The following is a 22,309-nucleotide window of genomic DNA, read 5'->3' as shown; positions in this document are numbered from 1 at the left end:
TCATTATAATTACTTTCTTATCATACCATATGGAAAAGGAGCCGGAAAATAATCCGACTCCTTAATACAATATTCTTAAAGTACACTTGCATGCCCGTTATAAATAATTCCACGCGTTGCATCTACGGTAATTTCTTGGCCATCTTCAATAAGTTTCGTCGCATTCTCTACTCCAACGATCACTGGAATATTGAGATTAAGCCCAACAACGGCAGCATGGCTTGTTAAGCCGCCTTCCTCAGTGATTAGCGCTGAACAGTTTTCTAAGGCGGAAACCATATCACGATCAGTTCCAATTGCTACCATTACCGAACCTGGTTCTGCTTTTTCTTTTGCCTCTTTTGCATTCCTTACAATAACAGCTTTACCAATTGCTGTCTTTTTACCGATCCCTTGGCCTTTCGCCAATACATCGCCGATCACATGTACTTTCATTAAGTTTGTTGTTCCTGCTTCACCGACTGGAACTCCACCAGTGATGATAATGAGATCACCGTGTTGAACTAATCCGGAATTTAAGCATTCTGTCACTGCACCATCAAGCATATCATCTGTTGTCGATACTTTTTTGCCCATTTGTGGATATACACCCCACTGAAGCATAAGACGACGTACAATAGCTTCGTTGTATGTTACAGCAATGATCGGAGCTTTTGGACGATATTTAGAAATCATTCGAGCTGTGTGACCACTTTCAGTTGGTGCAACAATCGCATCAACGTCTAAATTGATAGCGGTATGTGCAACAGATTGACAAATAGCATCTGTCATATTCGGTCTATTATTTTTACTCACATAATCCAAGATTCCTTTATGATCCATCGCTTCTTCTGTTGATTCTGCAATGTTGCTCATTGTTTGCACAGCTTCTACAGGATAATTCCCAGCCGCTGTTTCCCCTGACAACATAACAGCATCCGATCCATCTAAAATCGCATTAGCAACGTCACTAGCTTCTGCTCTAGTTGGTCTTGGATTGCGCTGCATAGAATCTAGCATCTGTGTCGCTGTAATAACAGGTTTTCCTGCTTCGTTACATTTTCTAATTAACATTTTTTGAACTAGGGGAACAGCTTCAGTTGGAATTTCTACCCCTAGGTCACCACGTGCAACCATTAGACCATCAGATACAGCTAATATTTCATCAATATTATCTACACCCTCTTGGTTTTCGATCTTAGGAATGATCTGGATATGTGTTCCACCATTCTCTTCAAGAAGTTGTCTAATCTCAAGAACGTCCGTAGCCCGTCTTACGAAAGAAGCTGCAATGAAATCAACACCTTGCTCAATACCGAACAAGATATCCCTTGCGTCTTTCTCAGTCATACCAGGTAGGTTCACAGAGACACCTGGGACATTGACACCTTTTTTGTTTTTTAATACGCCAGTGTTTAAAACCTTTGTTTCAATTTCATTGTTTTCTTTTCTAATTTTCGTTACTTCAAGCCCAATTAGGCCATCATCAAGCAAAATAGTAGAACCAACATGAACGTCATTAATTAAACCTGGGTAGGAAAGAGAGAACTTTTCTTCTGTTCCTTCAGTTTCATTCATGGAAACAATTACAGTTGAACCTTGTTGTAACTCAATGGCACCATTAACCATATTATGAGTTCGAATTTCCGGCCCTTTTGTGTCAAGTAAGATCCCGACATTTTTTCCAGCGCGTTTAGCTGCTTCTCTAATATTAACAATTCTATTTAAATGTTCATCATGATCACCATGGGAAAAATTCAATCTCCCCACATTCATACCCGCATTAATAAGTTGATACAATGTTTCTGTATCTTCACTAGCTGGGCCAATTGTACAAACGATTTTTGTCTTTTTCATGTAATTATCCTCCTAGAGTCTGTTGCAGAACAAAAGCGCCTGCTCAGCGCCACACAAACTTGGCGATAATGGAAACGCCATCCGAATGGACGCCCCATTATCAAATTGATATCAAAATTTGCAAGACACTAAGCATTTTGCTAGATTCAGCACAAACAATTTCCTCTTAATTATCTCTTAAAATAAGGCGCTTAGCAAAACCTTGAAGATTATTGCCGTATGGATACAAGCATTTGGCTTTAAATTGATAATTCCTTAGAAAGATCAAACATTTCATTTTGGAAAGAATGTGGTTGATCCAATATCTGTGAAATGTCATTGTCTACAATTTGATCTTTCATTATTCCAACAGCTCGTCCACCTTTGCCTTCCATCAGAATTTCAACTGCCCTTGCACCTAAACGACTTGCTAACACCCGGTCAAATCCTGTTGGAGTTCCACCACGCTGAATATGTCCAAGAACTGATACTCTTGTCTCAATATCTACAGCCTCTTTCAATTTATCGGCGAATTCTGTACCACTCATAACACCTTCAGCCACAATAATGATCGTATGTTTTTTACCACGTAATTGGCCTTTTTTCAAGCGGTCACTAATATCATTCATATCAAGCTTTTCTTCTGGAACAATAATCGTCTCTGCTCCGCCAGCAAGACCTGACCAAAGTGCAATATCCCCAGCACCTCGTCCCATCACTTCAATAATGAATGTTCGTTCGTGCGAAGAGGCTGTATCACGAATTTTGTCAATTGCATCCAATACAGTATTTAACGCTGTATCAAATCCAATTGTAAATTGAGTACCCGAAATATCATTATCAATTGTTGCAGGAACACCAACACATGGGAATCCATGCCCTGTTAAAGCTCTAGCACCTTGATAAGAACCGTCACCGCCAATTACAACGAGGCCATCGATTTGATGCTTTTTTAATTGCTCCACACCTTTAAGCTGACCTTCCCTTGTTTTGAACTCCTCACAGCGGGCTGAACGCAAAACAGTTCCTCCACGTTGAATAATATCGCCTACGGAACCTATTTCCAACTTTTTAATATTTCCATTAATCAATCCACTGTAACCTTGGTAAATTCCATATGGCTCGATTCCGTGATAAATGGACTTTCTAACAACAGCTCGTATGGCTGCGTTCATGCCTGGAGCATCTCCACCACTTGTTAATACGCCTAGTCTTTTCATCCTAGTCACTCCAATGTAAAATAATCAAATATCTCTACTTTTATAGAAATTTTTTTACCATGCAAGATAAAAATACCACTTTATCGACAGATTCTCAAATTTTTCACAAGAAAAGGTATCGATTTTAATAGTCCGATACCTAATTGCGAATTAATTGAACTTAGAAAGTTTTTTCATAATTTCTTTCTTCATGAAAATGACCCATTTTTTTATACTTCTGATAGCGTTCTAAAATTCTTTGCTCATTAGGGATTGCTATGACTTCTTTAAGAGTAGCCATTAATATATTATCAATATTTTCAGCTTGTTGCCCAACGTTTCTATGGGCACCGCCTTTAACTTCTGGAATAATATCATCAATAATTCCAAGTTCCAGTAAATCTGGGGCAGTAATCTTCATCGCTTCCGCAGCTTTTTTCGCCAAAGAACCGTCTTTCCATAGAATACTTGCTGCTCCTTCAGGAGAAATAACCGAGTAAATAGAATTCTCAAGCATAAAGATGCGGTCACCTAAACTCAAACCTAAGGCACCTCCACTACCACCTTCTCCGATTACTATACAAATAATCGGAACTTTGAAACCAGCCATTTCAAATAAATTTCTAGCTATAGCTTCACTTTGTCCCCGTTCTTCTGCAGCTTTTCCAGGATATGCTCCTTTTGTATCTACAAAAGTAATAATTGGACGATTAAATTTTTCGGCCTGTTTCATGAGACGAAGTGCCTTTCGGAAACCTTCAGGATGTGGCATCCCGAAATTCCTTAATATATTTTCCTTCGTATCTCTTCCTCTTTGATGTCCAATTACTGTAACAGGTAATCCTCGATATTTTGCAATTCCGCCAACTATCGCTGTGTCATCACCAAAAAGCCGATCACCGTGTAATTCAATAAAATCAGTAAAAATAAGATTAATATAGTCCAATGTAGTCGGGCGATTAGCATGGCGGGCTACTTGTACACGGTCCCAAGGAGCCATATTTTCATAAACTTCTTTTTCTAATTTTTCCAATCTAGTTTCAAGTTTATCTATTTCTTCTGTAAAATCGACATCAGAGTCTTTCGTGAACTCTCTTAACTCGGCAATTTTTTTCCGTAGTTCCAATACGGGCTTTTCAAATTCTAATCCATTTACCATGTGAGTTCACCTGCCTGCTGATGTATTTCTAAAATTGTTGTCAGTTTATCTTTAAGTTCATGACGATGGATTACTGCGTCCAACTGTCCATGTTCCAATAAAAATTCAGCTGTTTGAAAATCATCTGGCAGCTCTTCCCTAATCGTTTGTTCGATTACACGTCGACCAGCAAAACCGATTAATGCAGCTGGCTCAGCAAAATTAAAATCACCTAATGAAGCAAAGCTTGCTGAAACTCCGCCAGTTGTTGGATGGGTCATCACCGAAATTATCAATCCGCCCTCATCGCTAAACATTTTTAAGGCTGCACTTGTTTTCGCCATTTGCATGAGTGAGAGAATTCCTTCTTGCATTCTTGCTCCACCAGATGCTGTGAATATCAAAAATGGAACCTTCATCTCTCCAGCTGTTTCAATTGCTCTAGCAATTTTTTCGCCGACGACAGATCCCATACTTCCTACTCCAAAAAAGTGCGAATCCATTACAGCAATTACAATATTCTGCCCATTAATTGCTCCAGTACCTGTAAGTACGGTCTCATCGAGTTTTGTGTTTTTTTGGTACTTTTCAAGTTTTTCCATATATCCTGGAAATCCTAGTGGATTTTCTGATGCTATAGAATCGTTAATTTCTTGGAAACTGCCTTCATCCAACAAACTGTCCACTCTTTCAAAAGCGGTCATTCTCATATGATGACCACAGTACAAACATACCTTCAAACTTTTTCGCAAATCCTTTGTATACATAATCTTTTTACATTCTGGACATTTAGTCATAATTCCTTCAGGTACATCTTTTTTTGCTGCTTCAGATGGTATAGCTGCGTATTTCTTCTTCTTTGGCTTCGAAAAAAAATCTTTAAGCATGCGGATCCCCCCCTAAAATCGGCTTCGATCGGCCAGATAATACTCCCCTATGTGAGTCTTGATAATAAGTAAGAACTTTTTCAATGTTTCCTGCGAGTATTGATTCTAAAAACGAAGAATCAACTTGTATATCTGGCTGTTTCCATTCAGATGCATAATTATTAATGATTTGCCAAATTCTATAAAGCAATCGATTATGGGCGAGTTCCATAACATCTTCCCATTTTACATTATCTTGCAGAATCAATTTCTGAAGTTTTGACTTGTCCTCTAAAGAGCTAATATGTTGAAGTATGTTTATTTCTATTATTCTTCTCGTTTCAATTAAATCCTCTTTTACATTCGGATCTTCTAAAATAAACATTCCTAGCAGATTAATCAATTGATGATTTTTAAAATCACACAAAAAAGTCCCTTCGCCTCTGCGTGTTTCTATTAGACCTAACAGTTCAAGTGAACGAAGGGCTTCGCGGACTGAGGAGCGTCCTACTTTCAAACGTTCTGATAATTCTCGTTCAGAAGGAATTTTGTCCCCTTTTTCCAATCCATCCGCTCGAATCATTTCCTTAATATCTTTCACAATTCCTAGATATACTTTAGATTGTTGTGCACTATTGTCCATGACTTTCACTCACTTTTGCTAATGACCGCGAGCCTTTTTGTTCGGTCGCGAATTTCATCTGGGTCCACTTTTATTCGTGCAACTCCTGTTTCCATTGCAGCTTTAGCGACAGCAGCAGCTACTTCTGGAGCAACCCGAGGATCAAAAGGCCCTGGAATAACATAATTTGCTGAGAGCTTTTCATTTGAAATCAAATTGGCTATAGCTAATACAGCTGCCTGTTTCATTTCTTCATTAATGTGAGTTGCTCTTACATCTAAAGCACCCCTAAATATACCCGGAAAGGCTAACACATTGTTAACTTGATTTGGGAAATCAGAACGACCTGTTCCAATCACTTTTGCACCGGCTGCCAATGCATCGTGAGGCATGATTTCCGGATCAGGATTAGCCATCGCAAAAATAATCGGATCTTTATGCATAGATAGAATCATATTCCGTGTTAAGGCACCGGCTACAGAAACACCAATAAAAACATCTGCATCTTTTATAACTTCTGCAAGATTTCCTTGTTGTTTGTTTAAGTTTGTATAGCTTGCCACTTTATTTTTGACATCATTCATTCCTTCTTGACGACCTGCGTAGATGGCCCCCTTAGAATCACACATAATGATATCTCGGACGCCGTAACTGTGTAAGAGCTGAAGTATAGCTATTCCAGCCGCACCCGCTCCATTCAATATTACTTTAATGTTATTCATGCGTCTTTTCGTGATTTTCAACGCATTTATTAACCCAGCAACTGTGACGATTGCAGTTCCATGTTGATCATCATGGAAGACAGGAATATTCGTTTCTTTTTTTAGCCTTTCCTCAATCACAAAACATTGAGGAGCAGCAATATCCTCTAGGTTAATACCACCAAAATTGGGTTCTAATAATTTCACAGTTCTTATAAATTCTTCAACGTCAGTCGTATTTAAACATATAGGAAAAGCATCGACTCCGGCAAAACTTTTAAACAGAACTGCTTTTCCCTCCATCACAGGCAAGGCAGCTTCCGGGCCTATATTGCCAAGACCTAAAACAGCTGTGCCATTTGTAACAACCCCCACCATATTCCCCTTCATTGTATAGTCATAAACTGTTTCAGGCGCTTTAAAAATGGCCTTACTAGGTTCAGCAACACCAGGAGAATAGGCAAGACTCAAGTCTTTGGCATTCTTCACTTCGATCTTTGATTTCGACTCCAGCTTACCCCTATTGATTTTATGCATATGCAGTGCTTCTTCTCGTAAAGTCAAAAAAACTTCACTCCTTTATGCCTAGCTTTGGCGCATAACGACAGACTAGTCACAATTGTCGTAGCGCTTCTAGCTTGTTAGGTCGATCCGCTAATACCCTGCACGTTTTATTGCATTTTTCAGTGGAAGTGGTCTGGCCACAAAAGCTTCTAAAATAATATATCATATTTTGTGCAGATTGAAAAAGTTATTTCAGAACTACATTTTCTTTCCCAAGAAGATTTTGTAATTCAGTTAAAGTAGTTTTTGACACATTTACCCAATCCTTTGATCCTAACCTTATTGTCTGGCTTGTTTTTTCGTAATGAAGAACTGTCATCGTGGAACCGGGATGTGCCTGGAAAATACCTTGAAGTTGGTAAAGTATCTTCTGGTGATGAAGTTCAGTAGGGATCTTAATGTATAGTGTTGGTCTCTTTGGGATAGAAATCTCCTCAGGTGATTGAATCCTTTGAATGATAAATTGGGTGATTTCTCCCCGCTGTTCAATATTACCGGAAACTAAAACCGTTTCTCCTTCTTTACAATGCGCTCCATATTTTCGAAAAACATCTGGAAAAATAACCCCTTCCATATCACCTGAGGAATCGCTCATTTTCACAAAAGCCATAAGCTCCCCTTTTTTTGTTCTAATTTTTTTCAGGTTTATGAAATAGACTCCAGCTATCACATTTCGCTCTCCACTCTTTAATTCATGCAATGACTTTGTCCCTAGCGCACGAAATTTCTCCGTAAAGACACTTGTTGGGTGATCTGAAATATAGAGTCCAAGTACTTGTTTTTCATAGAAAAGCTTATCAACTATAGCGATCGGTTCAACTTTTACATATTTTGGTTTTACTTGAAACTCATCAATAAATAAATCTAATTCATTTGTTGGCCTCATAAACTCAGCATGATCTAAAGCGACGTCTAAAGTAGCTAATAATACAGCCCGATCATAACCAAATTCATCAAATGCTCCAGAATGGATCAAAGATTCTATTACTTTACGGTTAATAGTTCTTGGTGAAACTCTAATGCAAAAATCAAATAAATCTTGAAATGGTCCTCTTTTTCTTGCTTGAATGATTTCTCTCAAAACGGCAGCACCGATTCCTTTTATTGCCCCTAAACTAAAGCGAATCCCTTTTGCATCAGAAATAAACGGAAAGTGACTAGCATTAATAGAGGGAGGCAGTATATTTATCCCGTTTTGTTTTGCTTCAGCTATATATTTTGAGAGTTTTTCTTCGTTTCCAATGACAGAGGTTAAAAGGGCAGCCATGAAATCTTCTTGATAATTTGCTTTTAACCACGCTAATTGCCATGATATGAAACTATACGCAACAGCATGACTTCTATTAAATCCATAATTGGCAAAACGAACAATTAAATCATAAATTTCATGGGCTGTTTCTTTGTCATATCCCTTTCCTAGTGCTCCTTCAACAAAGTGTTTCCTTTCCTCGTCCAATACATCCCTTTTCTTTTTACTAACTGCTCTTCTAAGTAAATCAGCTTCCCCTAATGAAAAGCCTGCCATCTTAGAAGCTATCTGTATGATTTGTTCTTGATAAACTATAACACCATAGGTAAGGCTTAAAATATCATGCAAATCTGGGTGCGGATATTGCACCTTTTGGACACCCTGCTTGCGAGCAATATAAAGCGGAATATTCTCCATTGGACCAGGTCTAAATAGAGCGTTAACCGCTACAATATCTTCAAATTCAGTCGGCTTAAGATCTCGTAAGACTTTTCTCATGCCCTCTGATTCTAATTGGAAGATACCCGAAGTCTCCCCTTGTTGTAAAAGATTAAAAGTCTTCTGATCTTGAAAAGGGATCTCTTTAATGTTTATTTTCTTCCTCGTTCTTAATTCAATGCTTTTTTGTATTTGCTCCAAAAGTGTTAAATTTCGTAGTCCCAAAAAATCCATTTTTAATAGTCCAATTTCCTCGAGGTTCTCCATTGGAAACTGAGTTAAATAAGTCCCCGTCTCTCCACCTTGAAGCGCGATATAATTCGTTAATGGACGTTCCGAAATAACTACACCTGCAGCGTGAGTTGAAGTATGACGAGGAAGTCCCTCAATTTTCAAAGCTGTTTCAAAAAGCTTTCGATTATGGTCAGATTGATTAATAAAGTCCTTAAGACCGTCTGACTCCTGAAAAGCTTGCTTCAATGTTATACCAAGCCTTGAAGGAACCAACTTCGATAACTTCTCCATTTGCTCAGAATTCAAGCCGAAGACGCGAGCAGTATCGCGTAGGGCCGCTTTTGCTGCAAACGTTCCAAATGTAATGATTTGAGCAACATTTTCTCTACCATATTTATTCATGACGTATTGAATGACTTCATCTCGCCTATGATCCGGAAAATCAATATCGATATCTGGCATACTCACTCGTTCTGGATTTAGAAACCGTTCGAAAAGCAAGCCATGTTTAATTGGATCAACATCAGTGATGCCTAGTAAAAAGGAGACGAGCGCTCCCGCAGCTGACCCCCTACCTGGTCCAGTTAAAATATTGTGATCCCTGGCATATTTCATAAAATCCCAGACTATTAAGAAGTAATCATTAAAACCCATTTGATTAATAATTTTCAATTCATACGCCAATCGATCCCAATATTTTTGGTCTGGATTAGAAATCTTCTCAATTAGTCCTCTTTTACATAATTCACTTAAGACATGACTTGACTTTTCCCCTTCAGAAAGAGGGTATTTTGGTAACAGCTCTCTACCTGTTTCAATCATAACATTGCATTCTTCGGCAATTTTCAATGTATTTGCAATGGCGTCAGGTAGGTCAATAAATAAGTCCACCATTTCTTTCTGAGATTTGAAATAGTAATCCTGATGGTCCTCCTCCGTCACTAGTTCTCGAATATTCTTTACACCGTCACGAATAGCTATTAAACAGTCGCGAGCGAAAGAATCATCCTTCTCGAGATATTGAACATTATTCGTAGCCACAAGAGGGATATCAAGATTGCTTGCTAACTCCTTTATCGAAGTTAGCAATTTCATATCATTGTGATGTTGTTGAACGGAGAGATAAAAATGATCTTTGCCGAAAATATTTAAAAACTGTTTAGCTATTACAATGGCCTGATCTTTTTGATCTTGTAGAAGTAATTGTTCAATCCTACCGTTTTTTCCTGGAGTTAAAGCAATTAAGCCAGAAGTATAGGAGATGAAATCTTCCAATATGATCGACTCTTCTCGCGTTGTTTTAATTACACTAGAAATTTTCAACAAATTTTCGTAACCATGGTTATTTTTAGCAAGTAAAATAAATGGACATGCAGCTGACTCATCCAATTTGATAAATGCTGTCATGCCGATAATCGGTTTAATTTTCGCTTTTAAGCACTGTTTATAAAACGGCAAAACACCGTACAAAACATTATGATCTGTAATGGCTAGCGCTTTATAATCCAACTTTTGGGCTTGATCAATTAATGCCGGGATGGAAATCGTACTTGAAAGTAAACTATAAGCTGTGGATATTTGTAAATGGGCAAAATTCATGAGTATAACACCTACCCTTATTTCTATTTTCTATTATGGACTAGCATGAAAAAAAATGGAATAACGATGACTTTCTTTGCCATGGACAAGTTAAATAAATTATGTGAAAGAAGCCCCCTTTCCATCATAGAGTGAGCCATTGTCCCATATATTTAACTAAGGACAATCTATAAATTGGAGATGATCGTCGTGAATGAGGCTTTTTTTCCTGCATTTTTTAATGGCTTCTTTATTGCTTTCGGAGTAGTAATTGGCGGTTCACTAATCGGAGGACTGGCATCATTTATTACTGGAGAACCTCTACTTACCGAAATCCATAAAATCTCCGGGAGTATCAGAATTTGGGCGATCGTGGCTGCGATTGGAGGTACTTTTGATACAGTTTACAGTTTTGAAAAAGGATTTTTAGATGGGGGAACAAAAGATTTATTTAAGCAATTTTTACTCATTTTATCCGCAATGGGTGGAGCGAAAGCAGCATCATTAATCATTTCATGGCTAACACAGGAGCATATATCATGAGAATCCCTCCATTGTACCGCTCTCCCGTATGGCAACGCTTTATGGCAGGTGTTGCCATTGGAGGCTGTATAAGCTGGATAATTTTTCTATATATGTTTGGGGTTGTACAAGAAAGAAACAGTGTTGTCTTACAGGAACAGGCGAATGAAATCAAAAGGCTTAATAGTGACATTGATATTTGGCGAGAGGATTACCGAGAGTTAAATAAAAAAAATGAGGAAAAGTTAACGATTCAAGAAATTAAAGTAAAACTTACTGGCTATGAAAAATATAATATTAAAGACAGTCAAAGTATTTTAACTGCAGAAGAAGATATAAAAGAGGATTTGAAGTCACTACTCACTAAAGAGCTAGGAATCATCTATAAAAATAAAGAAATTATTAAAAAAACAATCCAAAATAAAATAGTTGCAATTAACGGTAAAAAATACGAACTCCTTATTCGAGAAATATATTTTTATACTACGATCCAAATAGAGGTCGAACTAAGGCTTGCGGACTAATTTGAAAAACGGTGGAAGGCCGTTAGCGACGTAAGAATTTTTGACTTTTGATGGAATTATACGATGGGTGAATTTCTGTATTAGGATGAAAAGCACATCTGAGAGACAAAGCAAGGCCCTTCCTGCCCTGCTTGTCTCACAGATGTTAGCTAGTTGAGCAAAATAAAGACCAACCTATTCTTTACACACTGCTTGAATATCTACTATTACCTGTTCCGTTTCTTCCCATGAATAAACAGATGCCCCTGCAGCAAGCGGGTGTCCACCTCCGCCGTATTTCATAGCAATTTTGTTAATGACAGGTCCCTTCGATCGCAACCTAACTCGTATTTCATCTTTTTCCTCAATAAAAAAGCACCATGCTTTAATCCCCTTAATATTTCCTAGTGAGCTGACAAGAATCGAAGCTTCTGACGGTGTTGCCGAAAAAGATTCCAACGTTTCTTTTGTAATTTTAACCGTTGCAGCACCATCTTCATTCATCACATAATGTTCATACACATAGCCCTGAAGCTTAATCATATGAGGTTTTAGTTCATACATTTGATTGAAAAGCTCAGTTCGATCAAAGTCATAGCTGATTAATTCGCCAGCGTAATGGAATGTTTGGGAAGTAGTACTAGGATACTGAAAACGGCCTGTATCTCCGACAATCCCTGCAAATAAAAGTCGAGCAGCCTCATTTGTCATTTTTAAACCTTGATTTTTTCCGAACTCATAAAAATCATAAATCATTTCGCTCGTTGAGGATGCATCTGTATTTACCCATAATAGATCACCATATGGATCTTCATTCGGATGATGGTCAATTTTAATTAGTCGTTCACCTCTAGAATAGCGTTCATCACAAATTCTCTCCAGGTTAGCTGTATCACAGACTATTACGAGCGCTCCTTGAAACATTTCATCAGAAATAGCATCTGGTAGAAATAAAAAATCCAATTCTGGATCTCGTTCCCCTGTTACATATACTTCTTTATCTGGAAAAGAAGCTTTTAAAATTTCTGCAAGTCCTCCTTGAGATCCATACGCATCAGGATCTGGACGTACATGACGATGGATTATGACTTTATCATATTTTTGGATTGTATCTAGTATTTGCTGTTTCATTTGCACGATCCTTTCCTTGTTCATATATTTTTCATTTGTCTTATTAAAACATTACGATACAATAGGAATAGCGTTGTCTTCACATTGAAACGGAGGAAACACCATTATGCCATTTCTTGTTTTCTTTATTGTTGTCTCTTTATCTTTTTATGTTTTTTATAAAATTAAGTATGTAAGAAGCAGATTGCCTATGGAGCGAAAATTATTAAGCGGAAAATCGAGTGTGGCACTCGGGACTTTTGTTGCTCTATTTGGAATTAACCAAGTATTTCTTTACCAAACACCGCTCACTTATATTATAGCAGCTATATTCTTAATCCTTGGAGCAGCTAGCGCCTGGGTCGGTTTTAAATCTTATCGCCACCATATTCCATACGCTATTAAAGAAGCGGAAGAAGCTGCTCGCCAATAAAGTCGCCTTTTTAAGGCGACTTTATCATTTTTCAATTAACTTGCACATCATCAATGCTTTTCCGATTAATTCACCGCCATTAAATACCTCGACATCCACTTTTCCAAATTTTCTTCCCGCTTCAAGAATTCGAGGTTGTACAAGTAAAACAGCATCCATTTGGGCCGGCTTTAAAAAGTAAATCGTCAAATTTTCTACAGCCAGTTCTCCCTTTTTTTGTTGCCGGAATACTTGACTAGCAGCATCTGTCACGATCGTTGTGAACACACCATATGAAATGGTTCCTAAATGATTCGTCATTTGTGGGGTAACTTCAAAATAGAAGGCGTTTTCGTCTATATTTTCTCCAACATCAAGCTGTTTTGTCACCGTATCGTCAATGGTCTCCCCAACGTGAGGCTGGCGCTGAATCATTTGGAGAGCTTTCAAGACATCTTGCCTACTAATGATTCCTTCAAACCGATTTTGCCCATCGACAACTGGCAGTACTTCAATTCCTTCCCAAATCATCATATGTGCTACCGATGCGACACTTGTCTTTTTTCCAACTGTTAAAGGATTTCTAGTCATAACTTTATCAATTGTTAACGTTTCATTTTGACCAATAACATCCTTTCCCGTTACGATCCCTACAACTTTATTGCTGCCATCAAGTACAGGAAAACGACTGTGATTCGTCTCATACTTTTTCGCATACCAATCAGAAACTGTTTCTTTCATTTGAATGCTGGCAGATTCGTTTTCAGGGGTTAAAATATCCTCAACTAAGATGATTTCCTTTTTAATCAATTGATCATATATCGCACGGTTAATCATCGTAGCGACAGTAAAAGTATCATAACTTGTAGACAAAATCGGTAATTTTAATTCATCAGCTAATTGTTTCACATCTTCATTTGTGTCAAATCCGCCAGTAATTAAAACTGCCGCTCCTGTTCTTAGAGCAAATTCATGTACATCTGTCCGATTTCCAACGATCAACAAGTTTCCAGGACCTGTATACCTTTTGATGGCATCCATTTTCATCGCACCAATGACAAACTTTGTTAACGTCTTATGCAATCCTGCTTTTCCCCCGAGCACTTGTCCATCAATAATATTGACTACTTCAGCGAAAGTAAGTTTTTCAATATTTTCCTTTTTCTTGCGTTCGATTCGAATCGTTCCGACTCTTTCAATTGTACTCACATATCCTTTATTTTCAGCGTCTTTAATAGCTCGATATGCCGTTCCTTCACTTACTTTTAGTTCTTTTGCTATTTGCCGTACCGATATTTTTTCTCCGATCGGGAGACTGTCGATGTGGCGAATAATTTGTTCATGCTTTGTCGCCAACCTTTTCACCCTTTTCCTTTACCGTTCTATGAGTAGCTCTATTATATCGGGAAAAGTGGCAGTCGACCAATTTTAAGAATACATCCTCCTTTTTACTCTAGGTGTTTTCTTGTCACCAGCCGACGCTTTTTTCGGTAAAAAGAGGAGCGCAGATAAATTTCCAGCTAAAACAATCACCGCAAAAACGAGCCATGCGAGTGCAAATGCGCCCTCTATTCCTGGAGCACCAGGAGATAATTTTGGAAGAGCAAAATACAACATAGCTACACATAAGAGTGAACAAAGTAAATAACGGTTGTTCATTAATAAACCCTCCTTTTTGCTATTGTATGCAAGGAGGGTTTAACAAAAAACCTTTTATTTATAATGCGAGTGAATCACCAGGATTTAATATCCTGCCTTCAATACTTTCATCAAGTAATTCAATAAAATCTTCTGGATTCTGCTTAATAGGGGGAAACGTATTATAATGGACTGGTACAACTATTTTAGCCCCTATAAACGTTGCTGCTAACGCCGCATCTTCAGGCCCCATAGTAAAATTATCTCCTATTGGCAAAAACGCAAGATCAACGGGATGTCGCGCTCCGATTAATTTCATATCAGAAAATAAGGCTGTATCCCCAGCATGATAAATCGTTTTTCCTTCGGACATCAATAGAACACCTGCGGGCATGCCCATATAAATAATCTGTTGATCGTCAGTCGTAATCGATGAGCTATGGAAAGCAGGAGTATATTTTACCTTACCAAAGTCAAATTCATAAGCACCACCAATATTCATTCCATGTGTATTTAGACCCTTAAAGCCTAAATAAACCGCAATCTCATTGGGGGCAATAATAAGTGGATTACAACGTTTTGCAATTGATTCTGTATCACCTACATGATCTCCATGTCCATGCGTCAAAATAATTACATCCGGATTTTCATTTTCGGCTTTTAAGTCAGTCAATTCATTTCCGGTGATAAAAGGATCGAAAAGAATTGTTTTTCCGTTTGTTTCAATTTTCACTACGGAATGACCATGATAAGATACTCTCATTAATGCATCTCTCCTTAAAATGATCTGTCTATACTCACTTCGCTTCTTTTTTAGTTTTCCCTCTAATTTCTTTTCTTCTTTCATAAAAACTGATACATTTTTATAGAGAAGCGAGAGGCCACTTATAATGTTTACGGGAGTATGTTAGTCGCTATCACATAAGGATGGACAGTTAGAAAAGGAGATGGACGATTTGAATACGCGCCTAAAAAAACTTTCTACATGGCTTAGAGAAAAAGATTTTGATGCTGCTTTTATCACTATGCCAGATAATATTTTTTATTTAACTGGTTTTCGGAGTGAACCGCATGAACGGTTGCTAGGATTAGTCAATTTCCAGGATGAGGAACCATTATTGATTTGCCCTGCGATGGAAAAAGATGATGCAAAGCAGGCTGGATGGGAATATGAAGTGATTGGTTATAACGATACGGAAAATCCATGGGAAATGCTCGAGGAACGCGTTAAGGCTAGAATTGGAAATGTGAAAAATTGGGTTATTGAAAGAGAGCATTTAAATGTTTCTCGTTTTGAAGAACTTATGTGGCGATTTTCTGGTGCTGCTTTTCAAGGGGCTGAAACGATTCTTAATGAATTGCGATTAGTTAAAGATTCAGAGGAAATTAAATTACTTCGCAAAGCATGTGAACTTGCGGATTTCGCAGTGCAAGTTGGTGTAAACGAAATTGCGGAAGGAAAAACGGAACTTGATCTTATAGCAGCAATTGAGTATGAAGTTAAGAAAAAGGGCGTGTCAGGAATGTCCTTTGATACGATGGTATTAACAGGAGCAAATGCTGCATCACCACACGGAACTCCTGGTATGACAAAAATTCAAAGAGGAGATCTCGTTCTATTCGATCTAGGTGTTATCTATGAAGGTTATTGTTCTGATATAACGAGAACCGTAGCATTTGGCGATATTTCGGCCGAGCAGGAAAAGATTTATCAAACCGTACTACAAGCTCAAGAAGCAGCTGTACGAGCGGTTAAACCAGGAATTCTAGCAAAGGATCTAGACCTAACAGCACGAAATATCATTGCGGAAGCTGGTTACGGCGAGTATTTTCCACATCGTCTCGGGCATGGTCTTGGAATAAGTGTTCATGAATATCCATCCGTGACAGCAACAAATGAATTAGTTATGAAAGAGGGAATGGTGTTCACTATTGAACCTGGCATCTATGTTCCAGGGGTTGCAGGCGTTCGTATTGAGGACGACGTATTCGTGACAGAGGATGGAGCTGAAGTGCTAACGAAATATCCGAAGACTTTGCAAAATATATAAGGGCTAAAGGACACTTTTCTAACATTTATAGGAAGAGTGTCCTTTTAAGTAAACTTTTGAGAGCACACTTTTAAATTCACCCAAAAAACAAGTCAAGTATGTTACTCCCTGTTGAACTTTGCTTATTGTAAAACTCCGAATATCCGCAATTCTTACAGAAAATGACGGTGAATTGGTTGTGTTGAATATCAAACATCTTCGATAATCCTGTCCCTGTCATCGCTACATCTTTTGTACCTGCATTTCTACTTCCACATTTTATACAACCTTTAGTATCTGCCATCGTCATCAACTCCTTTTTAAGGTTTACGGATTGATGACTCATTTGGTTTCGCTCACTTTTAAAAATAAGGCTATGTTAAACTTTGTTGTTGTTTCAAGTCTTAGAAAGTATACATTATCAAAACAATGAATAAAGAACTTGATTATTCAAGGGAACTTTATACAAAATACAGAAACATATGATACATTAAGGTTAAGTAAATGTACAATTTAGAAATTATTTTTATTCAAAGGTAATTGGAAACCTATGTTAAAAGTGTATGATCGATATTTTGTTGGATTGTATTTTAACTAAACTATGTAGCTAGTTAGGAAATTAACTCTTAAAAATGGGGGTATGAAAATTGTTGCTTTGGATAACTGTCGGCTTCATCGTAACTGGATTTATTGTTCTTGTTTCTATGAAAAAAAGTATGGAAATGAAGGTTGCTTTAATAATAGAAAACGAGGAAAGTATGGAGAGTAAACAGATTTCATATAAACCCGTTATTTGGTGGATAGTGGGAGCTACGGTATGGGGAATAGCTAGTATGTTTTTAATTGTACGGTCTTTTTCTGTTTTTATGTAAAATAGAGTTATGACGAAGTCTTTAATTTTTATGAAAGACTGTATTTAAGTAATCGGGCTCGATCGTTTCAGAAGCCAATATTAAACAGTAGAACTTTCAAATGATGAAGTTCCTTCTTTTTTTATTTTTTATCAACATTAACCTTTAACATAGGCAAATATAAAGAAAAAGCAGGTGGAAATAAATTCCCATCTGCTTCATATTTTAATTTAGCAAACTTGTCGCATCTGTACATGATAATTGAAATGCATCTGCTACTCCTTGATGTGTAATATGCCCTTTTAGAGTGTTAAGTCCTTTCATTAGCGACTCATTCTCTAAGCATGCTTTTTCAAAGCCTTTATTCGCAATTTGAAGGGCATATGGAATGGTGGCATTTGTCAGTGCAATCGTGGAGGTACGTGGAACTGCACCTGGCATATTAGCAACTGCATAATGGACAACGCCATGTTTTACATATGTTGGATTATCATGTGTTGTCACCCGATCACTCGTTTCAAAAATTCCACCTTGATCGATAGCTATGTCAATCACAACTGATCCCGGTTTCATTGTTTTAATCATATCCTCAGAAACTAGCTTAGGTGCTTTTGCCCCAGGAATTAAGACGGCACCAACGATAAGATCAGATTCTTTAACAGCTTCGGCAATATTAAATGGATTGGAAACTAACGTTGTCACTTGCCTTCCAAAAATATCTTCTAGTTCACGAAGGCGATTAGCACTTAAATCAATGATCGTTACTTCAGCGCCAAATCCGACAGCAATTTTCGCCGCATTCGTTCCGACGATCCCCCCACCAATAATGGTGACTTTCCCGCGTTTAACTCCTGGAACACCTGATAATAATATTCCTTGTCCACCGTGATTTTTTTCTAAAAACTGTGCACCGATTTGCACAGACATCCGTCCTGCAACTTCACTCATTGGTGTTAATAGAGGCAGGGAACGATTGGGAAGTTGAACGGTTTCATAGGCTATCGAATTCACTTGTTTATCAAGCAAATCTTTAGTTAAAGCTTCTTCATTAGCTAGATGTAAATAAGTAAATAAAATTAAGTCATTACGCAAAAAGCGAAATTCTTCCTCCACTGGGGCTTTCACTTTCATGACCAATTCTTGAGCCCAAGCTTCTTCCGCGGAATCAACAATCTTTGCACCGACTTCACGATACAATTCATCTGTAAAGCCAGAACCAAGGCCCGCTCCTGTTTCAATATATAATTCATGTCCGGCTGCAGTAAGAGTAACTACCCCCGCCGGAGTCATCGCAACTCGATTTTCATTATTTATTAATTCCTTTGGTACTCCAATTCTCATATGTTTTGTCCCTCCATACGAAGATTATCCAAGGCAAGGTGTTGATGTAGAATTTACTCTTCACCTTATCCTTAAAACCGGGGTGTAAAGTAAAGTCAGTCGAAAGAATCTCTTGCCTTTTCCCCATACAAACAATCATAACATTATGTAGAGTTGTTGACATCCATTTTTTAGGAATGAAGAAGAAAAAATAGAACTAGTCTTCTAATAATTTACTTTTTTTCCATGAGATCAAAGTTTGCATCCCCTAATTTTTTAAATAAAGGAACCAAGCAGAAAATTCTGCTTGGTTCCGAAGTTTGCAAAATCAATCTTCAAGCTTTTCCTCATTTTCCTCATCTTGTCCCATGGCTCCGTCAGTGTACACATTTTTAATCTGTTCCATCGTTTTTGCGTTTTCTTCTTCAGCGTATTCATATTGATGTTTGTCATGTTGTTTTTTCATGAATAATCCGCTCCTTTTCGATGTTTCCCTTATATTATTTACAGCGACTGAACAGATATACTAAGAAAAGCGGAGGTGCCCGTTTAGCGACGTTCAAACTGTTGAAAAAGGATGAACGGCTAAAAAACGCGCCGTCCTGGCGCAACGCCGTTCTGACCAACATCCTGTTGGCCCGAGATTTAGGAAACACGGTGAGTCCCACTGGACGAACCGATGTTGACTTATCGTAGGAGGAAGCGAAAAGTTTGCTAGTCGCTGGGCACCGGAGCTAGACAAAGAAAAGCGGAGGTGCGATGAATGAAGCCAAAAGTTTGCCAGCAGCTGGACGCTGGAACTAGCACAACAATAGCAATAGCCGAATTTCATCCTAAAAAAAAGCTGAGGGACTTGCTTTTAGTTCAATTTCTGTTGTGCCTTGTCCAATTGGATTCTTACCTGATCGAATCCTGTTCCACCGTATGAATTCCTGCGTTTAACGGCTTCTCTAGGAGATAGAATGTCAAAAATGTCTTTTTCAATTTTAGGACATGCGTCTTGAAGCTCTTCTAAAGTTAAATCAAGTAAGTAACCATTTTTCTGAATGCAGGATAACACCAGTTTCCCAACAATTTCGTGTGCTTCACGGAATGGAATACCTTTCGTTGCCAAATAATCCGCAAGTTCAGTAGCATTGGAAAAATCTTGATGAACTGACTGTTCCATAACATCTGTTTTAACAGACATTGTTTGAATCATCCCTGCAAAGATTTTCAACGAACCAATCATCGTATGTACAGTATCAAACATACCTTCTTTATCTTCTTGCATGTCTTTATTATACGTAAGCGGCAAACCCTTTAGAGTTGTCAGCATTCCCATCAAATGACCGATAACACGTCCACTTTTACCACGAATTAACTCAGCCATATCAGGATTTTTCTTTTGCGGCATGATGCTGCTGCCTGTTGCATATGTATCATCAAGTTCAATAAAATTAAATTCTTTACTAGACCATAAAATGATTTCTTCTGCAAGTCTTGATAGGTGAGTTATCGTTAATGAAGAATTACTTAAAAATTCAACAACGAAATCTCGGTCGCTCACCGCATCCATGCTATTTTCATAAACTGCTGAAAAACCAAGCTTTTCCGCTGTGAAATGACGATCGATCGGGAATGTAGTACCAGCCAAAGCACTAGCGCCGAGCGGAGATAGATCAATCCGCTTTAAACTTTCCTCAAAGCGTTCATAGTCTCGCTCTAACATCCAGAAATATGCGAGTAAGTGGTGTGCAAACGAAACGGGCTGAGCACGCTGCAAATGTGTATAACCTGGAAATACAGTTTCAACATTTTTTTCAGCCTGTTCCACAAGTGCTCCTTGTAATTCCTTAATATGGCCCATAATTGTTAAAACTTGTTTTTTCAAATATAGGTGCATGTCAGTAGCCACTTGATCATTACGGCTTCTTCCAGTATGCAATTTCCCCCCGACAGAGCCAATTTCATCAGTCAACATTTTTTCTAAATTGAGATGAATATCTTCCTCTGAAACGGAGTAATCCAACTCGCCTGCTTCAGCTTTCTCCTTTAACTTCAAAAGTCCGCCGATAATTTTTTCACTGTCTTCTTTTGGTATGATATTTGTTTTTCCAAGCATCGTCACGTGAGCGATACTACCCTCGATATCTTCAAAAACTAATTCCTGATCAAAAGAGATCGAGGCACCAAATTCCTCGATCCATTGTTCAGGGGTTTTGGAAAAACGTCCACCCCATGCTTTCTTCATGCTTTCACCTTATTCTTCTTATGAATCATACTGTGTACTTCTGTTGGTAGACCCCAAAGTTTAATAAATCCAACTGACGCGGATTGGTCGAATTCGTCATCTGAAGTATACGTAGCTAGCTTCTCATTATAAAGCGAATTCGGTGATTTTCTTCCTTCAACAATAGCATGGCCTTTAAAGAGTTTCACTCTTACAATTCCATTAACAAATTGTTGTGTTTCTTTAAGAAATGCTTCTAATGCTGGTTTTAATGGCGAAAACCAAAGTCCTTCATAGATCATTTCTGTTAATTTCTTTTCAATAACAGGCTTGAAATGTGCCAATTCTTTTACAAGTGTCAAGTCTTCTAGTTCTTTGTGAGCAGTAAGAAGTGTAACAGCTCCTGGACATTCGTAAATTTCGCGAGATTTAATTCCTACTAATCTATTTTCTACGTGGTCAATACGACCAACACCGTGTTTCCCAGCAATTTTATTCAAAGTTAAAATGAGGTCACTTAAAGAATAATGTTTTCCGTCGATCGATACAGGAACTCCCTCAACAAATTCAATTTCAATGATATCAGGTTGATCAGGTGTATCCTCCAAAGCTGCTGTTAAATCGTAGGCATTTTCTGGTGGAGCTGCCCAAGGATCTTCCAGAATTCCACACTCATTACTTCTTCCCCACAAATTTTGGTCAATTGAAAACGGACTATCTAAATCAATTGGGATTGGTACACCTTTTTCCTTCGCATATTGAATTTCCTCTTCACGTGACCAACTCCATTCACGAACAGGAGCTAAAACTTCAAGTTCCGGATTTAAGGCTTTAATAGAAACTTCAAAACGGACTTGATCATTTCCTTTACCTGTACAACCATGTGCAACCGCATCTGCATTTTCTTGTTCAGCAACTTCAACTAATTTTTTAGCTATCAGTGGTCTAGAAAGGGCCGACACGAGCGGATATTTTTGTTCATACATCGTATGAGCTTGTAGCGCTAGTAATGCATATTCATTAGCAAATTCTTCTTTTGCATCAACTACAATACTCTTGGAAGCGCCCATATCCAACGCTTTTGACTGGATAAAAGCAAGATCTTTTCCCTCACCGACATCAAGGCAACATGCAATGACATCATAATCTTTATCTAAAAACCACTTAATTGCAACGGATGTATCTAGACCGCCGGAATAGGCTAAAACAACTTTTTTCTTCATCCTAAACCCTCCTGATAGGTTGTATACTTATACACGAACATTTATTTTTAATCATTTGATATATTGGATATTACCATATGGAAA

The 22,309-nt window shown here is 38.0% G+C and carries 21 protein-coding genes and 1 pseudogene; 6 read left to right on the top strand and 16 right to left on the bottom strand.

Annotated features, from left to right (window positions below; all coding sequences use genetic code 11):
* Positions 1-75: 75 nt before the first annotated feature.
* The 7 genes from pyk to dnaE form a co-directional block, all read right to left on the bottom strand.
* Positions 76-1,836: a pyruvate kinase gene (gene pyk, locus BN1243_RS00285; protein WP_062104303.1), complete on the bottom strand. Its 1,761-nt coding sequence runs from the start codon at positions 1,834-1,836 to the stop codon at positions 76-78.
* A gap of 239 nt (positions 1,837-2,075) precedes the next feature.
* Entirely contained in the window at positions 2,076-3,035 is a 960-nt protein-coding gene (pfkA, locus tag BN1243_RS00280) for a 6-phosphofructokinase (protein ID WP_062104302.1), read from the bottom strand.
* 160 nt (positions 3,036-3,195) lie between these two features.
* The gene (accA, locus tag BN1243_RS00275; RefSeq protein WP_062104301.1) at positions 3,196-4,173 is read right to left on the bottom strand and encodes an acetyl-CoA carboxylase carboxyl transferase subunit alpha; all 978 of its coding nucleotides are present in this window, start codon (positions 4,171-4,173) and stop codon (positions 3,196-3,198) included.
* Positions 4,167-5,039 carry an acetyl-CoA carboxylase, carboxyltransferase subunit beta gene (gene accD, locus BN1243_RS00270; protein WP_062104299.1) on the bottom strand — a complete coding sequence of 291 codons (873 nt, stop codon included), beginning with the start codon at positions 5,037-5,039 and terminating at the stop codon, positions 4,167-4,169. The genes accA and accD overlap by 7 nt, the downstream gene beginning before the upstream one ends.
* Positions 5,032-5,661: a FadR/GntR family transcriptional regulator gene (locus BN1243_RS00265; protein WP_062104297.1), complete on the bottom strand. Its 630-nt coding sequence runs from the start codon at positions 5,659-5,661 to the stop codon at positions 5,032-5,034. The genes accD and BN1243_RS00265 overlap by 8 nt, the downstream gene beginning before the upstream one ends.
* A 5-nt stretch (positions 5,662-5,666) precedes the next feature.
* On the bottom strand, positions 5,667-6,905 hold the full coding sequence (locus BN1243_RS00260; protein ID WP_062104295.1) for an NADP-dependent malic enzyme: 1,239 nt from the start codon (positions 6,903-6,905) through the stop codon (positions 5,667-5,669).
* A 187-nt stretch (positions 6,906-7,092) separates the two neighbouring features.
* On the bottom strand, positions 7,093-10,425 hold the full coding sequence (gene dnaE, locus BN1243_RS00255; protein WP_062104293.1) for a DNA polymerase III subunit alpha: 3,333 nt from the start codon (positions 10,423-10,425) through the stop codon (positions 7,093-7,095).
* A 189-nt stretch (positions 10,426-10,614) separates the two neighbouring features.
* Between dnaE and BN1243_RS00250 the strand changes: the two genes are divergently transcribed.
* Positions 10,615-10,947, top strand: coding sequence for a sporulation membrane protein YtrH (locus tag BN1243_RS00250; RefSeq protein ID WP_084781757.1), 333 nt, complete (start codon positions 10,615-10,617; stop codon positions 10,945-10,947).
* A complete protein-coding gene (gene ytrI / locus BN1243_RS00245; RefSeq protein ID WP_062104291.1) occupies positions 10,944-11,450 on the top strand; it encodes a sporulation membrane protein YtrI in 507 nt (168 codons plus the stop codon). Before BN1243_RS00250 ends, ytrI begins: the two co-directional genes overlap by 4 nt.
* 174 nt (positions 11,451-11,624) lie before the next feature.
* On the opposite strand, the gene BN1243_RS00240 is transcribed toward ytrI, so the two are convergent.
* On the bottom strand, positions 11,625-12,560 hold the full coding sequence (locus BN1243_RS00240) for a DHH family phosphoesterase (RefSeq protein WP_062110233.1): 936 nt from the start codon (positions 12,558-12,560) through the stop codon (positions 11,625-11,627).
* A 106-nt stretch (positions 12,561-12,666) separates the two neighbouring features.
* Between BN1243_RS00240 and BN1243_RS00235 the strand changes: the two genes are divergently transcribed.
* Positions 12,667-12,972: a YtpI family protein gene (locus tag BN1243_RS00235; RefSeq protein WP_062104289.1), complete on the top strand. Its 306-nt coding sequence runs from the start codon at positions 12,667-12,669 to the stop codon at positions 12,970-12,972.
* Positions 12,973-12,996: 24 nt separating this feature from the next.
* Here BN1243_RS00235 and BN1243_RS00230 read toward each other — a convergent pair whose 3' ends face one another.
* From BN1243_RS00230 to BN1243_RS00220, 3 genes are all read right to left on the bottom strand, one after another.
* Positions 12,997-14,307 carry a CBS domain-containing protein gene (locus tag BN1243_RS00230; protein ID WP_062104287.1) on the bottom strand — a complete coding sequence of 437 codons (1,311 nt, stop codon included), beginning with the start codon at positions 14,305-14,307 and terminating at the stop codon, positions 12,997-12,999.
* Positions 14,308-14,379: 72 nt separating this feature from the next.
* Positions 14,380-14,610 carry a hypothetical protein gene (locus tag BN1243_RS00225; RefSeq protein WP_062104286.1) on the bottom strand — a complete coding sequence of 77 codons (231 nt, stop codon included), beginning with the start codon at positions 14,608-14,610 and terminating at the stop codon, positions 14,380-14,382.
* 58 nt (positions 14,611-14,668) lie between these two features.
* The gene (locus BN1243_RS00220; RefSeq protein WP_062110231.1) at positions 14,669-15,352 is read right to left on the bottom strand and encodes a metal-dependent hydrolase; all 684 of its coding nucleotides are present in this window, start codon (positions 15,350-15,352) and stop codon (positions 14,669-14,671) included.
* 193 nt (positions 15,353-15,545) lie between these two features.
* Between BN1243_RS00220 and BN1243_RS00215 the strand changes: the two genes are divergently transcribed.
* A complete protein-coding gene (locus BN1243_RS00215) occupies positions 15,546-16,640 on the top strand; it encodes a M24 family metallopeptidase (RefSeq protein ID WP_062104284.1) in 1,095 nt (364 codons plus the stop codon).
* Between the two features lie 76 nt (positions 16,641-16,716).
* On the opposite strand, the gene BN1243_RS00210 is transcribed toward BN1243_RS00215, so the two are convergent.
* Positions 16,717-16,923 carry a zinc ribbon domain-containing protein gene (locus tag BN1243_RS00210; protein WP_062104283.1) on the bottom strand — a complete coding sequence of 69 codons (207 nt, stop codon included), beginning with the start codon at positions 16,921-16,923 and terminating at the stop codon, positions 16,717-16,719.
* An 82-nt stretch (positions 16,924-17,005) separates the two neighbouring features.
* On the opposite strand from BN1243_RS00210, the pseudogene BN1243_RS21920 reads away from it, so the two are divergent.
* Both BN1243_RS21920 and BN1243_RS00205 read left to right on the top strand, forming a co-directional pair.
* Positions 17,006-17,136, top strand: a pseudogene (locus BN1243_RS21920) (IS1595 family transposase); the annotation flags it as partial.
* Between the two features lie 130 nt (positions 17,137-17,266).
* Positions 17,267-17,491 carry a hypothetical protein gene (locus tag BN1243_RS00205; protein WP_062104281.1) on the top strand — a complete coding sequence of 75 codons (225 nt, stop codon included), beginning with the start codon at positions 17,267-17,269 and terminating at the stop codon, positions 17,489-17,491.
* 204 nt (positions 17,492-17,695) lie between these two features.
* On the opposite strand, the gene ald is transcribed toward BN1243_RS00205, so the two are convergent.
* From ald to BN1243_RS00190, 4 genes are all read right to left on the bottom strand, one after another.
* On the bottom strand, positions 17,696-18,811 hold the full coding sequence (gene ald / locus BN1243_RS00200; protein ID WP_062104279.1) for an alanine dehydrogenase: 1,116 nt from the start codon (positions 18,809-18,811) through the stop codon (positions 17,696-17,698).
* Positions 18,812-19,118: 307 nt separating this feature from the next.
* Positions 19,119-19,256: a hypothetical protein gene (locus BN1243_RS21915; protein ID WP_154669776.1), complete on the bottom strand. Its 138-nt coding sequence runs from the start codon at positions 19,254-19,256 to the stop codon at positions 19,119-19,121.
* Between the two features lie 393 nt (positions 19,257-19,649).
* The gene (gene argH, locus BN1243_RS00195; RefSeq protein ID WP_062104277.1) at positions 19,650-21,023 is read right to left on the bottom strand and encodes an argininosuccinate lyase; all 1,374 of its coding nucleotides are present in this window, start codon (positions 21,021-21,023) and stop codon (positions 19,650-19,652) included.
* Positions 21,020-22,225 (bottom strand): argininosuccinate synthase, encoded by a 1,206-nt coding sequence (locus BN1243_RS00190; protein WP_062104275.1) that lies wholly within the window; start codon positions 22,223-22,225, stop codon positions 21,020-21,022. Before BN1243_RS00190 ends, argH begins: the two co-directional genes overlap by 4 nt.
* Positions 22,226-22,309 lie beyond the last annotated feature (84 nt).

It is taken from the genome of Bacillus niameyensis (assembly GCF_001375535.1).
In the GTDB taxonomy this organism is placed as follows: Bacteria; Bacillota; Bacilli; order Bacillales; family Bacillaceae_C; genus Lederbergia; species Lederbergia niameyensis.
This window is presented reverse-complemented; position numbering and strand designations above follow the sequence as displayed.